The organism is Burkholderia sp. BCC0044, assembly GCF_902832955.1.
Classification (GTDB): domain Bacteria; phylum Pseudomonadota; class Gammaproteobacteria; order Burkholderiales; family Burkholderiaceae; genus Burkholderia.
Genome location: NZ_CADFDO010000005.1, coordinates 209,355 through 224,497, shown reverse-complemented (window position 1 = coordinate 224,497; position 15,143 = coordinate 209,355). Strand labels below are relative to the sequence as shown.

The 15,143-nt window shown below is 68.1% G+C and carries 9 protein-coding genes and 1 pseudogene; 6 read left to right on the top strand and 4 right to left on the bottom strand.

Annotated features, from left to right (window positions below; all coding sequences use genetic code 11):
- Nucleotides 1–7: 7 nt before the first annotated feature.
- Nucleotides 8–622 (bottom strand): glutathione S-transferase, encoded by a 615-nt coding sequence (locus HWX14_RS28985; protein WP_175885751.1) that lies wholly within the window; start codon nt 620–622, stop codon nt 8–10.
- A 347-nt stretch (nt 623–969) separates the two neighbouring features.
- Between HWX14_RS28985 and HWX14_RS28980 the strand changes: the two genes are divergently transcribed.
- The gene (locus HWX14_RS28980) at nt 970–1,527 is read left to right on the top strand and encodes a DapH/DapD/GlmU-related protein (protein ID WP_175885750.1); all 558 of its coding nucleotides are present in this window, start codon (nt 970–972) and stop codon (nt 1,525–1,527) included.
- A 1,911-nt stretch (nt 1,528–3,438) separates the two neighbouring features.
- A complete protein-coding gene (locus tag HWX14_RS28975) occupies nt 3,439–7,011 on the top strand; it encodes an indolepyruvate ferredoxin oxidoreductase family protein (protein ID WP_175885749.1) in 3,573 nt (1,190 codons plus the stop codon).
- A gap of 139 nt (nt 7,012–7,150) precedes the next feature.
- On the opposite strand, the gene HWX14_RS28970 is transcribed toward HWX14_RS28975, so the two are convergent.
- Both HWX14_RS28970 and HWX14_RS28965 read right to left on the bottom strand, forming a co-directional pair.
- Nucleotides 7,151–8,572 (bottom strand): family 1 glycosylhydrolase, encoded by a 1,422-nt coding sequence (locus HWX14_RS28970; RefSeq protein WP_175885748.1) that lies wholly within the window; start codon nt 8,570–8,572, stop codon nt 7,151–7,153.
- Between the two features lie 379 nt (nt 8,573–8,951).
- The gene (locus tag HWX14_RS28965) at nt 8,952–10,619 is read right to left on the bottom strand and encodes a Na+/H+ antiporter (RefSeq protein WP_175885747.1); all 1,668 of its coding nucleotides are present in this window, start codon (nt 10,617–10,619) and stop codon (nt 8,952–8,954) included.
- 306 nt (nt 10,620–10,925) lie between these two features.
- On the opposite strand from HWX14_RS28965, the gene HWX14_RS28960 reads away from it, so the two are divergent.
- The 4 genes and pseudogenes from HWX14_RS28960 to HWX14_RS28945 all read left to right on the top strand — a co-directional run bounded on the left by HWX14_RS28960 (nt 10,926) and on the right by HWX14_RS28945 (nt 14,021).
- Nucleotides 10,926–12,212: an EAL domain-containing protein gene (locus tag HWX14_RS28960; RefSeq protein WP_175885746.1), complete on the top strand. Its 1,287-nt coding sequence runs from the start codon at nt 10,926–10,928 to the stop codon at nt 12,210–12,212.
- A 174-nt stretch (nt 12,213–12,386) separates the two neighbouring features.
- Nucleotides 12,387–12,773, top strand: coding sequence for a hypothetical protein (locus HWX14_RS28955; protein WP_175885745.1), 387 nt, complete (start codon nt 12,387–12,389; stop codon nt 12,771–12,773).
- The gene (locus tag HWX14_RS28950) at nt 12,770–13,174 is read left to right on the top strand and encodes a hypothetical protein (RefSeq protein WP_175885744.1); all 405 of its coding nucleotides are present in this window, start codon (nt 12,770–12,772) and stop codon (nt 13,172–13,174) included. Before HWX14_RS28955 ends, HWX14_RS28950 begins: the two co-directional genes overlap by 4 nt.
- A 122-nt stretch (nt 13,175–13,296) precedes the next feature.
- Nucleotides 13,297–14,021, top strand: a pseudogene (locus HWX14_RS28945) (copper homeostasis protein CutC).
- Between the two features lie 96 nt (nt 14,022–14,117).
- Here HWX14_RS28945 and bioB read toward each other — a convergent pair.
- A complete protein-coding gene (gene bioB, locus HWX14_RS28940; RefSeq protein ID WP_175885743.1) occupies nt 14,118–15,137 on the bottom strand; it encodes a biotin synthase BioB in 1,020 nt (339 codons plus the stop codon).
- Nucleotides 15,138–15,143 lie beyond the last annotated feature (6 nt).

Sequence of the window (15,143 nt, the reverse complement as noted above, 5' to 3'; positions counted from 1 at the left end):
TTGCGCGTCATGCGTGCAGCAGACGCGCCGCTTCGCGCTGTTCGATCGCGACCGCGCGGCGGAACGCGTCGCGGTCCTCGGCGCGCGCGACGTAGTCGCCGAGCACGCCTTCGTGCGGCAGCAGGTGCGCGTCGAACGCGATCTTCAGCGTGCTGGCGAGCAGCAGGTCGGCCGCGGTGAAGCGCTCGCCGACGAGCCAGCGGTTGTGGGCGAGCGCTTGCGCGAGCGCGCGCTGCACGCGCACGATGTTGCCCCAGCCGAACGCGACCGGGTTGCCCGACGCGCCGGTGAATTTCTCGGCCATCGCCGGTTCGAGGCAGGTCGGCGTGAAGAACATCCACTGGAGGAAACGGCCGCGCAGCGGATCGTCGGGTGCGATGCCGAGCCCGGCGCCCGGGCAACGATCGGCGAGATAGAGCAGCACGGCGCCCGATTCGGCGAACGGCGCGCTGCCGTCGTCGAGCGCGGGCAGCTTGGCCATCGGGTTGACCTGCACGAACGCATCGCTGCCCTGCTCGTGCGAGCGCAGGTCGATCGGCACGAGTTCGTACACCCCGCCGATTTCCTCGAGCATCCACAGCGCCCGGAATGCCCGGGTCTTCGGCCAGTAGTAGAGCTTCATCGCGCCTCCGCGTTTGGGTGCAGGTGTCGATCCGTGGATGCTCAAGCGTACCCGAGCGCAGGAGGTTGGGACAGGGGCGCCCGGCTAGGGGTGCCCGGCTAGGGGTGTTCGGTTCGTTGCATGCGGTGGATCGGGTGAAATACCCCGGAAAGCCTTGTGAAACGGAAGTTCTATAAATAACTAGTCATATTAAAACTAGTTATGAAAATTCGTAAAAATCCCCGCGGAAGTCGGCATCACTACAATGTGCCCGGCCCATCCTGCAGTACCGCGTACACGGCAACGCAATCGCCCGGCGCGTTCGCCGACGTATCACGCAACCCGCACTCACCGGAGACCCGTCACGCATGGCAAACGACGATCGCACCACGATCATTCCGCGCAGAACGCCCGAATCGGCGGCCATGGTGGCCGAGGTCAAACGGGCGATGGCGATCACCGCGCGGCTCAACCGGCTGACGTTCGACGATACGGCGCAAGTGCGCGCATTGTTCGGTGAACTGATCGGCGCACAGGTGGACGAAGGCTTCACGTTGATCCCGCCGTTCCATGCGACGGGCGGCACCGGCATGAAGCTCGGGCGCAACGTGTTCGTCAACCAGAACTGCACGTTCTACGACCTGGGCGGACTCGAGATCGGCGATGACGTGATGATCGGCCCGAACGTCAGCCTGATCACGTCCGGTCATCCGGTCGAGCCTTCGCGGCGGCGCGACTGCGTGGTCGCGAAGCCGATCGCGATCGGGCGGAACGTCTGGATCGGCGCGGGCGCGACGATCATCGGCGGCGTGACGGTCGGCGAGAACGCGGTTGTCGCGGCCGCAGCCGTCGTCACCCGGGACGTTCCGCCGAATACGCTGGTCGGCGGCAATCCGGCGAAGATCATCCGGTCGATTGCCGACTAACGTCACTCGGATGTGCGTGTTGGCGCGATGAAGCATCGTCGGACAGATGTGGACAACCGGCCGGCAGAGCCACTCGAAACGCTGTGCATTTGAACGGTGAGTGTGCCGGCGAGGCTGGCCGGACGGGCCTTTGCGACTTTTCCCGATTGCCTCGCACCGAGTCGTCCGTCAATCGGTAGATGAAGATCCGTCATGTGCCTGGTTGTGGATATCCGGGCCTCGAAACGACTCGGCGCGCTGTGGTTTTCACAGGTGAGGGTGACCGGATGCTGGGCGAGACATGAAGCGGGTTGTGGACAACTCGCGGCAAGACGAAGCGAAATGCTGTGAAATTCAACGGTGAGTGTCGCGCCCGATCCGGCGGTGCGCCTGCAACGGCGCGGGTTTCCGGCCGTCGCCGCAGGTCGGGGCGACGCGCATTCTAGCCGATGGCGCGAGTGCGTGACCGTCACATGCAGGGCCCGCGACGTCGATATCCGGCTCCGGCCCCAATCGAACGGTTGTGCATTCTAACGGCGAGTGCAGGCGCGTGGTTCGAACATGCGGATGTCAACGCACATATCGGTCCTTCATTCGGCGACTCGGCTCGCCGTGCAATTCAATAGTCGGCGTGAGCCCGCACCCGGCACGCGGCTCGTCAGCATGCGGGCGTTCAGCCATCGACGCCGCGCGAAGCGGTGTTCCTTTCGGGGCGGCGGGCGCAAGTTCGCGAACGGCGACGATGCGCATTCCCGTGTGGATATCCGTCCGTCGAAACGACTCGCGGCACTGTGTATTTCGACGGTGAGCATCGGCGCCTGATCGGGTGATGAGCCGCTTCCGGTATGGATTGCGAGTCGTCGGCGTCCTTGGAAGCGCGCCCATGCTATCGATCGGGGAGCGCTCGTCCATGTGGATATCCTGCCCACTCAATCACTCGGAGCGCTGTGGTTTTCAACGGTGATGGTGCGCGTATGACCGGGAGGCGACGCAGATTCGCCCGTGCACAACTGCCGCCGCAGCCAGTCGAACCGCTGTGTATTTCAATGGTGAGAGTGAGTCGGCAATCGCGCGGCCTGCATGTTCAGACGAGGATATCTGACTCGCCCAATCACTCGAAGCGCCGTGGTTTTCAACGGTGAGGGTGCGCGCATGGCCGCGAGACAACGCAGCTCAGGACGTGGACGACTGTCATCGCAGCCAGTCGAACCCCTGTGTATTTCAGCGGTGAGTGCCAGCCGGCAGTCGCACGGCAAGCGTGTTCCGGCGAGGATATTCGTCCTCCCGATCCACCCTCGGCCCTGTGTATTCGAACGGTGAGCGCAAACGGAGGACCGGCGAAACGCGCGATTTTCCGATGTGGATATCCGCAGCCGAAATCCACTCGCCGCGCTGTGAATTTCAACGGTGAGCATCGAGGCCCGGGCGCCCCGCATGGCGCTTCCGGATGTGGATATCCCGCCCCCGACGCCACTCGAAACGCTGTGCAATCCAACGGTGAGCGCGCGAGCCCGATCGGCCGAAGGGCGCGGCATTGTGGACATCCGCTGCCGCCGACCAATCGGAACGCTGTGCATTTCAATGGTGAGAGTGACGGCCGATGCCGCCGAAACCCTTGTCGCACGGGGTTCGGCCGCCCATCCACCGGGCAGGCCGCGCGCCTTGCAACCCGCACCGCCTTTTCCGCCAAACCACCGACCACCGCGACACGCCCCCATCACACGCCAGCCGCCCGCGCGAAAACTCTCTCAAATCCCGCCAAAAAGCTGCGCAGTTTTTCTCGCTACGCGCCGGTCCGAGCAAGATGAGGAAAAACATTCTCGGCTGCGCGCGAAAAAATAGAGCCATTCGCTGCCGGCACCCGGCGTCATCCGACGCCCCGCCGCGCACGGCCCAGAACAGCACAACAGCACAATCCGGAGACTTCCCCTCATGACCGCCCGCCTGCCCGTCGACGGCCCGCCAGCCCTGTCCGACTACCGCCTGACCGACAACCTGACCGCGACGCGCGGCCGGATCTTCCTGACCGGCACGCAGGCGCTGGTCCGCCTGCTGCTGATGCAGCGCACCGTCGACACCGAACAGGGGCTCCACACGGCCGGCTTCGTCAGCGGCTATCGCGGTTCGCCGCTCGGCATGGTCGACCAGCAGCTGTGGAAGGCGAAGAAACTGCTCGACACGAGCGGCGTGCGCTTCCTGCCCGCGATCAACGAGGAACTCGGCGGCACGGCCGTGCTCGGCACGCAGCGGGTCGAGGCCGACCCCGAGCGCACGGTCGAGGGCGTGTATGCGATGTGGTACGGCAAGGGCCCGGGCGTCGATCGCGCGGGCGACGCGCTGAAGCACGGCAACGCGTACGGCTCGTCGCCGCACGGCGGCGTGCTGGTGGTGGCGGGCGACGATCACGGCTGCGTGTCGTCGTCGATGCCGCACCAGAGCGACTTCGCGATGATGGCGTGGCACATGCCGGTCGTGAACCCGTCGAACATCGCCGACATGCTCGAATTCGGCCTGTACGGCTGGGCGCTGTCGCGCTACTCGGGCGCGTGGGTCGGCTTCAAGGCGATCTCGGAAACGGTCGAGTCGGGCTCCACCGTCGATCTCGATGCGCTGCAGACGCGCTGGCCGGCGCCGGAAGGCTTTACGCCGCCGGCGGGCGGCCTGCACAACCGCTGGCCCGACCTGCCGAGCCTCACGATCGAGGCGCGCCTCGCGGCGAAGCTCGACGCGGTCCGCCATTTCGCGCGCGCCAACAGCATCGACAAGTGGATCGCGCCGAGCACGCACGCGAACGTCGGCATCGTCACCTGCGGCAAGGCGCACCTCGACCTGATGGAAGCGCTGCGCCGCCTCGACCTGACGGTCGCCGATCTCGACGCGGCCGGCGTGCGGATCTACAAGGTCGGCCTGTCGTATCCGCTCGAAATGACGCGGATCGAGACCTTCGTCGACGGGCTCGCCGAAGTGCTGGTGATCGAGGAGAAGGGCCCGGTCATCGAGCAGCAGATCAAGGACTACCTGTACAACCGTGCGGACGGTGCGCGCCCGCGCGTGCTCGGCAAGCACGACGCGGCCGGTGCGTGCCTGCTGTCCGAACTCGGCGAGCTGCGTCCGTCGCGGATCCTGCCGGTGTTCGCCGAATGGCTCGCGCGGCACAAGCCGGCGCTCGACCGCCGCGAGCGCGTCGTCGATCTCGTCGCGCCGCAGATCCTGTCGAATGAAGCGGACGCGGTGAAGCGCACGCCGTACTTCTGCTCGGGCTGTCCGCACAACACGTCGACGAAGGTGCCGGAAGGCTCGATCGCGCAGGCCGGCATCGGCTGCCACTTCATGGCGTCGTGGATGGAGCGCGATACGACCGGCCTGATCCAGATGGGCGGCGAGGGCGTCGACTGGGCCGCGCACGCGATGTTCACCAACACGAAGCACGTGTTCCAGAACCTGGGCGACGGCACCTACTTCCACTCGGGCATCCTCGCGATCCGTCAGGCGGTCGCCGCGAAAGCGAACATCACGTACAAGATCCTCTACAACGACGCGGTCGCGATGACGGGCGGCCAGCCGGTCGACGGCAGCATCTCGGTGCCGCAGATCGCGCGGCAGGTCGAGGCGGAAGGCGTGTCGCGCTTCGTCGTCGTGTCGGACGAACCGGAGAAGTACGACGGCCATCACGGGCAGTTCCCGACCGGCACGACGTTCCATCACCGCAGCGAACTCGACGCGGTGCAGCGCGAATTGCGCGAGACGCCGGGCGTTACCGTGCTGATCTACGACCAGACCTGCGCGGCCGAGAAGCGCCGCCGCCGCAAGAAGGGCGAATTCCCCGACCCGGACAAGCGCCTGTTCATCAACGACGCGGTGTGCGAAGGCTGCGGCGACTGCGGCGTGCAGTCGAACTGCCTGTCGGTCGAGCCGCTCGAGACGCCGCTCGGCCGCAAGCGCCGCATCGACCAGTCGTCGTGCAACAAGGACTATTCGTGCGTGAACGGCTTCTGCCCGAGCTTCGTGACGGTCGAAGGCGCGGCGCTGAAGAAGGCCGCCGGCGCCGCGTTCGACGAAGCGGCGCTCGCCGCGCGCGTCGACGCGCTGCCGGTGCCGGCGACGCATCTGGACGCCGCGCCGTTCGACATGCTCGTGACGGGCGTCGGCGGCACGGGCGTCGTGACGGTCGGCGCGCTGATCAGCATGGCCGCGCATCTCGAAGGCAAGAGCGCATCGGTGCTCGACTTCATGGGCTTCGCGCAGAAGGGCGGCTCGGTGCTGTCGTTCGTGCGGATCGCGTCGAGCGACCGCTGGCTGAACCAGGTACGCATCGACACGCAGCAAGCCGACGTGCTGCTCGCGTGCGACATGGTCGTCGGCGCGAGCGCCGAGGCGCTGCAGACGGTGCGTCACGAGCGTTCGCGGATCGTCGTCAACACGCACCGGATCCCGAACGCATCGTTCGTGCAGAACCCGGACGCGAACCTGCATGCGGACGCGCTGCTCGAGAAGATGCGCCACGCGGCCGGCGACGGCTACCTGTCGAGCTGCGACGCGCAGGCGCTCGCCGCGAAGTTCCTCGGCGATTCGATCGGCGCGAACATCCTGATGCTCGGCTATGCATGGCAGCTCGGCCTCGTGCCGGTGTCGCTCGCCGCGATGATGCGCGCGATCGAACTGAACAACGTCGCGGTGCCGATGAACAAGCTCGCGTTCTCGGTCGGCCGGATGGCGGCGGGCGACGCGGCGGGCCTCGATGCATTGTGGAACGCACGTCACACGGTGGCCGCGCATGCCGCGCCGGAGACGCTCGCCGAGCTGATCGCCGATCGCGAGGCGCGCCTCGACGCGTACGGCGGCGCACGCTACGTCGAGCGCTACCGGGCGCTGGTGAACGCGGCGCGCGCGAAGGGCGACGACGCGCTGACGCGTGCGGTCGCGACGACGTTCTACCGGCTGCTCGCGGTGAAGGACGAATACGAAGTCGCGCGGCTGTACACCGACGACGCGTTCCGCACGGCGCTCGAAGCGCAGTTCGAAGGCGTGCCGGGGCAGGCGTACCGCGTGAAGTTCAACCTGGCGCCGCCGACGGTCGCGAAGGCCGGCCGCGACGGCAGCACGCCGAAGAAGCGCGTGTTCGGCCAGTGGATGTGGCCGGTGTTCGGCATGCTGGCGCGCGTGCGCAGCCTGCGCGGCACGTGGCTCGATCCGTTCGGCCGCACGGTCGAGCGCAAGATGGAGCGCGCGCTCGCCGACGACTACGAGACCACGCTCACACGTGCGCTCGCCGTGCTGACCGCCGGCAATGCGGCGCAGGTAGTGCAACTGGCCGACCTGCACGCGCGCGTGCGCGGCTTCGGTCACGTGAAGGTGCGCAACCTGGCCGGCGTGAAGCGCGCGGAACGCGAGCTCGCGCTGCAGCTCGGCATCGACGCGGCGACGAGCGCGGCCGTGCAGCACGCGCTCGACGAGATGAAGGGCGCGGGGATGCTGAAGGGGATTCCGGTCGTCGTCGCGAAGTAACGCGAATGCGCGGCGCGGGCGCGGTGATTCGCGACGACGGCCGGCGCGGCAGCGGGGCGCCGCGTCAGGCAACGGCTGGCGGGACACCGCAGGCGGGTGCGTCGGTTCGCGGCGTGCCCGTCCGCGTCGCTCCTGCCGTCTACGCGACGCGATTGCCGGCGATGCAGCGCGAGTAGTACGCGAGGCTGCGTTTCGGCAGGCGTTCCTGCGTTGCGGGGTCGACGTGGACCAGCCCGAATTTCTTCGCGAAGCCGCTCGACCATTCCCAGCTGTCCATGCCGGCCCAGCAGAACAGCCCGCCCAGGCGGACGCCCTGCCGATACGCATCATGCGCGGCGTTCAGATAGCTCGCGAGATAGTCAATGCGCGGGCCGTCGTCGACGAAACCGCCGCTCGGCGCGGGTTCGGCGATCGCGAAGCCGGTCTCGGTCACAAGGATGCGCGGTGCGCCATAGTCGCGGTGGACGCGCAGCAGCATCTCGGACATCCCGTACGGCTCGACCGGGTAGCCCATCGTCTGGATTTCGTTCGCGGGGCTGGCGGCCAGCGCGAAGCCCGTGCCGCCGGCGTCGGCCTTCACGTAGAAGCAGTTGTAATACTGCACGCCGAGAAAATCCGGGTTCGCGGCGATCGTCGTCATGTCGCCCGGCCGGACGAGCGGCGCCAGCGCCGTCTGCAGCTCGGCCGGATAGCCCTTGCCATATAGCGGATCGAGAAACGCGCGATGCCAGATCGCATCGAACTGCGCGGCGGCGGCCTGGTCGGCGGCCGAATTCGTCACCGCGATGACGGGCCGCCCGCTGATCGTCGTGCCGATCTGCGCGGCGCCCCGCACGTTCGCGCGCACGGCCTGGAACATCAACCCCTGCGCGAGATTCTGATGGTGGATCGCGGCGAACATCGCCCCCATCGACTGCGCACGCGGCGGCGATGCGCCGTACGCGTAGCCCGACAGCGCGACGCCGTTCGGTTCGTTCAGCATCATCCAGTGCTTGACGCGATCACCGACGCGGCGCGCCACGATCTGCGCGTAGTCGGCCAGCCGGTACGCGATGTCGCGGTCGCGGAAATCGCCGGCCCATACGGGGATGTCCCAGTGAAACAACGTCAGGTACGGCGTGAGGTTGCGCGCGAGCATCGCATCGACCATGCGGTCATAGGTGGCAAGCCCCGCTTCGCTCGGCGCGCCGGCGCCGTTCGGCTGCACGCGCGGCCATGCGGTCGAGAAACGGAACGCCTGGACGCCCGCGTTCGCGAGCAGCGACAAGTCGCCCGGGTAGCGTTGCTCGAATTCGATGCAACGTGCATTCGTCGAGCCGTCGGCGATCGTGCCGGGCTGGTCGGCGAACACGTCCCAGTTGCTTCGACCACGGCCGTCGCGGCTTTCGATTTGCGGCGCCGCGGTGGCGACGCCCCACACGAAATCGTTGGCGAAGCGGGCCGATGCGTCGGCGGAGTCGATCGAATCGCCGCCGCAGGCGGACAGCATGCCGCTGCCGAGGGCGGCGGCGCCTTGTGCGAGAAAGCGTCGCCGGCTCTGGAGCGAGAGGGGTTTGATCATGGGTTCGGTCGTTTCGCACGGAATGACGTGCGCATTTTGATTAGGAAAGCGATGGAAATCGCATGGAACGGGAAAGACTTCGTATGCCTCGGATCAACGATTGCGCGCGTCACCGATCGCCGATGACGCGTGAAGCGACCGATTCGCATGGAATCGATCGTCTCGACGGTCGAGCGGGAACCGGTATCGTGTCGGCTTGCAGGAAATAATAAGGATGTATTGTTTAATTTTTTTGAAAGCCGCTGAAGACCGCGCCGCGCATGCATTGGCCAAAACAACGAGGCCGAGCGCCGTATGACACGGGGCTCGGCCTCGGGCTGCCGCGAGGCAGGGGCTTCAAACGGCGGCAGCACGGTCGACGCACCGCGCTGCCTGACTGTCAGACGATCCCTTTCTTGCGCGTCGACAGCGCGGTTTCCGACAGGTCGATCTCGCGCAGCAGCTTCGTCAGCGTCTCGTCGGAAATCTTGCTGTCGCCGCGCAGCCGGTACAGCGCCGAGCGTTCCGCGCGCACGGCCGCGATCCGCATCTGCAGCTCCATCGTTTCGGCCTGCTGCGCTTGCGCGCGCGGCGTCGGGCCGTCGTCGGCCAGCGCGGCGAGCCGTCGGCGATATTGATCCATCACGCGGGCGGAGATGTCCGCGCAGCGCGCCGCGCCCGATTCGTCGAGATCGGCCGAGATCGCGTCGTGCGACGAATCGATCGCGCGGATCGCGGCCTGCGCGGCGGCCGAGCGCGCGATGCGCTCCTCGTTGCCGAGCGGGTTGCGTGTCGAGCGCACGCCGCGCAGCAGCAGCGGCAGGCCGATCACCGCGACGATCAGCGAGCCGAGGATCACGGCCGACGCGATGAAGACCGCGGTGTCGCGGCCCGGCAGCGGCGCGCCGTCGGACAGCGCGACCGGGACCGACAGCACGCCGGCGAGCGTGACCGCACCGCGCACGCCGCCGACCGTCATCACCGCGATCGTGCGCACGCCGGCCATCGTGCCGGCGAGGCCGTGGCGCGCGGCGCGGCGGCTCGCGAACCAGCGCAGCAGCCACACCCACAGGAAACGGATCGCATACAGCGCGAGCATCATCGCGCCTACGTTGAAGATCATCCGGCCGACCAGCGCGTCGCTCGTATGGTGCGCGTCGACGAGCGCGCGGCCGATGATGTGCGGCAGTTGCAGCCCGAGCATGATGAACACCATGCCGTTGAACACGAACTCGATCATCGCCCACGTGCTTTCGGCGCGCACGCGCGACGCGACGGTGCTTTTGCGCGAGAAGCTCGTGTAATTCATCATCATCCCGGCCGACACGGCCGCGAGCACGCCCGACAGGTCGAGGTGCTCGGCAAACAGGTAGGCCGCGAACGGCACCAGCAGCGTCATCACGATGCCGGGGGCCGGGTCGCCTTCCTGCTCCGCATTCAGGAAGCGCGTCGACAGCGCGCTGAACACCCACGACACGATCGCGCCCGTCGCGAGCCCGCCGGCCGCGACGATCACGAACGTGACCGACGCGGCGCGCAGCGAGAACACGCCCGTCAGCGCGGCCGCGATCGCGAACTTCAGCGCGACGAGGCCCGACGCGTCGTTCATCAGCGCCTCGCCTTCGAGGATGTGCATCAGTTGAGGCGGAATGCGACCCTTGCCGGCGATCCCGGACAGCGCGACCGCGTCGGTCGGCGACAGCACCGCCGCGAGCGCGAACGCGATCGGCAGCGGCAACTCGGGAATCAGCCAATGCGCGAAGTAGCCGACTGCGAGTACCGTCATGAACACGAGCCCGAACGCGAGCATCAGGATCGCGCGGCGCTGCAGGTAAAGCTCGCGTTTCGGAATCCGCCAGCCGTCCGCGAACAGCAGCGGCGGAATGAACAGCAGCATGAAGATCTCGGGATCGAACGTCACGTGCAGGTTCAGCTTCGGCCACGCGAGCATCGCGCCGAACGCGATCTGCATCAGCGGCAGCGGCAGTTGCAACGGCAGGACACGCGTGGCGGCGCCGGACAGCGCGACGGTCAGCAGCAGGATGAGGACTGTGAAAACGATTTCCATCGAGACGGCGATTAACGCGGAATGAAACGATCGTACGGAGTGTAGCGTGCCGACGTAACGGGTGCGCTCAAGCGGTCGGTGCGTGCGCACGGGAATGGTGCGTCGAACACGCGCCACGGTGGTGCGGCCGCCCGGCACAGCCGCGTGGCGCACGGGTTGTCGGCACCTTGCACGGAGCTTGCTTCAAGGAGAGCAGCCGCCCGGCTTGCGCCGGGCAACCGAGGGTCCAACCAATGACATGGCGCGCCGTCCCGGTCGTCGTTTTTCGCCGGACGTCGCGCTCGACTGCACCACCAGGAGGAAGGCATGACGATCGTGCAACAGGAGCGTCCGGCCGCCGCATCGCCGTACCGGTTCGAGCGGGAGATGAGCTCCGGCCTCGAACGGCTGGCGACGCAGCACCGCGACCTGACGCTCACGACCGTGTTCCAGCCGATATTCAGCCTGTCGCACCAGCGTGCGGTGGGCTACGAGGCGCTGCTGCGCGCGCACGATGCGCTCGATCGCCCCGTGTCGCCGCTCGACGTGTTCGGCGAAGCCGCGCGCCGCGATGAACTGCTGCAGCTCGACCGGCTCGCGCAGGCGCTGCATCTGGAGAACTTCGCGCTGCTCGGCGCGGAGCGCGAGTGGCTGTTTCTCAACGTCCATCCGGGTGTGCTGACCGACCCGTTCCAGGCGGCCGCGCTGCTCGCGAACCTGAAGCGGCTCGGCATGCCGCCGCGGCGCATCGTGCTGGAAGTGCTCGAACAGCGCGCGGACGACGTCGAACGGCTCGCGGACGCCGTGCGCGAATTCCGCACGCACGGCTTCCTGATCGCGCTCGACGATTTCGGCGCGGGCCACTCGAACATCGAACGGATCTGGCAGCTGAACCCGGACATCGTGAAGCTCGACCGGATCATGCTGTCGCACGCGGCGCACCGCACCGGGCTCACCGCGATCCTGCACGGGCTCGTGACGCTGCTGCACGAGGCCGGCAAGCTGGTGCTCGTCGAAGGGATCGAGACCGAGCACGAAGCGCAGATCGCGCTGTCGTGCGAGGCCGATTTCGTGCAGGGCTACTACTTCGGCCGCCCGGCGCCAGGGTTGCCCGACAGCGCAGCCGCGACCGGCTGCATCGGCGAGCTGACCGAGCGCTTTCGTCAGCAAACCGAAGCGCGCGAGCGGCGCGACGCGCAGCGGATCGCGCCGTACCTGCGCGCGTTCGAACGGGCGGCCGAGCGTCTCGCGGCCGGCGAGCCGCTCGACGAGGTGTGCTGGAACTTCCTCGCGCTCGACGCGGCCGCGCGCTGCTTCCTGCTCGACGCGCAGGGCCGGCAGTCGGGCCGCAACGTCGTGCTGCGCGCCGATCGCGCGCTCGCCGAGGCGCGCTTTTCGCCGCTGGCGGACGCGCAGGGCGCGAACTGGCTGCGCCGGCCATATTTCCGCTCGGCGATCGCCGAACCGGGGCGCGTGCAGGTCACGCGGCCGTACCTGTCGATCAACGAGGCGCAGCCGTGCGTGACGCTGTCGGTGGCCGTGCGCGTCGGCGATGCGCAGCGTGTGCTGTGCGGCGACATCGACTGGGTCGACGACGAGGCCGACGCCGCGTAGCGACGCACGGCTCGCACGCGGCGATCGGCGCGCGGCAATCGGTTCGCGGCGGCGCGGGGGCGGCCGTTGCGCTCGCCCCGCGCTTCTCGGACAATGGCGCGAGCGCGGCCGTCGTGACCGCGCGTGCGCCGTCCCGGGGGCCACCATGGCGGCGAATATAAAAAGGAAAACACCATGAAACGCCCGATTTCGCTGACCATCCTCGCGTGGATCATCATCGTGACCAACGCGATCACCTGCGTCTATACGCCGTTCTCGATCGGCATGCCGACCACCCAGGCGCTGCTGTCGCACTACCTGCTGCCCGTGTGGGCGACGCTCGGCATCAGCGTGATCATCGAAGCCGCGAACGTCGTGATCGGCATCGCGATCCTCAAGGGGCGCGAGTGGTCGCGCAAGGCCTACCTGTCGACGTCGGTGCTCGGCTTCGCGTTTTCGTTCGTCAACATGCCGCCGTCGATGTTCGCGGTGCTGATTCCCGGCGTCCTGCTGTTCGCACTGTTCATCTACCTGCTGTTCCGGCGTCCGGCGACCGCGTATTTCCGGCAGGCGCTCGCGTGAGCGTCGTGCGCAACGTGCTGGCGATCGTGCTGTTCTCGATCGCCGGCTTCTGCGTGATCGCCGCGCAGATGGCCGCGTTCATGAAAGTCGGCCACGCGCGGGCGACGGCCGTATTCGTCGCCGTGCTGTTCGCGGTGTCGGCCGTGCTGCTGGCCGCGGGCGCGTTTGCCGGCGCATTCCGGCCGCGTGCGCGCGGCGCGGGCATCGCGCTGCTCGTCGCGGCCGCGACCACCGCGCTCGGGATGATCGGCTGGGGGATGCTCGTGCTCACACCGGCGATCGTCGACGTGATGCAGCAGCAGGGCGCGTACTTCGACGCGCGGATGTTCCGGTTCGTGCCCGGCACCGGCGTGACGGCGCTGTCCGCGCTCGTCGGCCTCTGGCTCGTGCGGCGCGGCTGACGGAGCGGGCTGAAGTATCGGGCTGAAGTCCGCGGCTGAAGTCCGCGGCCGCCGGCACGCTGGCGTCCGTCACGCGGCTCGGCTAGGATGCGCGAATTGTCCAGACGATTCGCGGGCCGCCCATGAACCGACACGCCGCTTCTTCCATTCTCCTCGAAGTGATCGCCACGACCGTCGGCGATGCAAAGGCCGCCGCCCGCGCGGGCGCCGACCGCCTCGAACTCGTGACCGCGATCACCGAAGGCGGGCTGACGCCGAGCGTCGGTCTGATCGAGGCCGTCGTGGCCGCCGTGCCGATTCCCGTCAACGTGATCGTGCGTCCGCACAGCCGCTCGTTCGTCTATGACGCCGACGACTTGCGCGTGATCGAGCGCGACGTGCGTGCGGCCGTCGCGGCGGGCGCGAACGGCGTCGTGTTCGGTGCGCTCGATGCGCATGGCGACGTCGATCTCGGCGCGCTGGCCGCATCGCGGCCGCCGCGGACGGGCGCGCGCTCACGTTCCACCGCGCGTTCGACGTCGCGCGCGATCTGAACGCCGCGTTCGACGCGCTGCTGCGCGTGCCGGCCGTCACGTCCGTGCTGACGTCGGGCGGCCATCCGTCGGTGCTCGATGCGGTCGCGACGATCACGCGGCTCGTGCGGCAGGCGGCGGGCACGACCTGCACGGTGCTGGCCGGCTCGGGGCTCACGATCGACGCGGTCGGCGATTTCGTGCGGGCGACCGGCGTGCGCGCGGTGCATTTCGGCTCGGGCGTGCGGCCGCGCGGCGAGGTGCTGGCGCCCGTCGACGCGCAGCGTGTCGAGCGTGTGCGCGCGGCGCTCGATGGCGCGGCGTCGCACGTGTGACGCGCAGCGCGACCCGATACAGACGATCGGGCGTAAAAAAGCCGGGGCATGCCCCGGCTTTTTCATGGGCGGGCGCGGCGCGCCGGCCGTTGCCGCTTACGCGTTTTCCGACAGCGCGTCGGCCTGGCTCGCGCGGATGCCGAGCCGCTCGAACAGCGCGCGGTCGCGCTGCGTCTGCGGGTTGCTCGTCGTCAGCAGCTGGTCGCCGTAGAACATCGAGTTCGCGCCCGCGAGGAAGCACATCGCCTGCATCGCGTCGTCGAGCTGCTCGCGGCCGGCCGACAGGCGCACGACGGCCTTCGGCATCGTGATGCGCGCGACCGCGATCGTGCGCACGAACTCGAACGGATCGAGCGGCGCGGTGCCTTCGAGCGGCGTGCCTTCGATCGCGACGAGGTTGTTGATCGGCACCGATTCCGGATACGGGTTCAGGTTCGCGAGCTGCGAGATCAGGCCCGCGCGTTCGCGGCGCGATTCGCCCATCCCGATGATGCCGCCGCAGCACACGTTGATGCCCGCGTCGCGCACCCGGTCGAGCGTGTCGAGGCGGTCCTGGTACGTGCGCGTCGAGATCACCTGGCCGTAGAACTCCGGCGACGTGTCGAGGTTGTGGTTGTAGTAGTCGAGGCCGGCATCGGCGAGCTGCCGAGCCTGTTCGTTTTCCAGCATGCCGAGCGTCATGCAGGTCTCGAGGCCGAGCTCCTTCACGCCGCGCACCATTTCGGTCAGCGCCGGCATGTGGCGCTCCTTCGGGTTGCGCCACGCGGCGCCCATGCAGAAGCGGCTCGCGCCGTTCGCCTTCGCCGCGCGCGCGGCGTCGAGCACCGTGTCGACGTCCATCAGCTTCTCGGCCTTCAGGCCCGTGTCGTGATGCGACGACTGCGAGCAGTAGCCGCAATCTTCCTCGCAGCCGCCCGTCTTGATCGACAGCAGCGTCGACAGCTGCACCGCGTTCGCGTCGAAGTGCTCGCGATGCACCTGCTGCGCGCGGAACATCAGGTCGTTGAACGGCAGCTCGAACAGCGCGACGACGTCGGCGACGCGCCAGCGCTGCGACGTCGGGGCGGCCACGGGGATCGCGGCGGGTTGCACGGCGGCGGTCTGGGCTTGGGTCATTTCGTT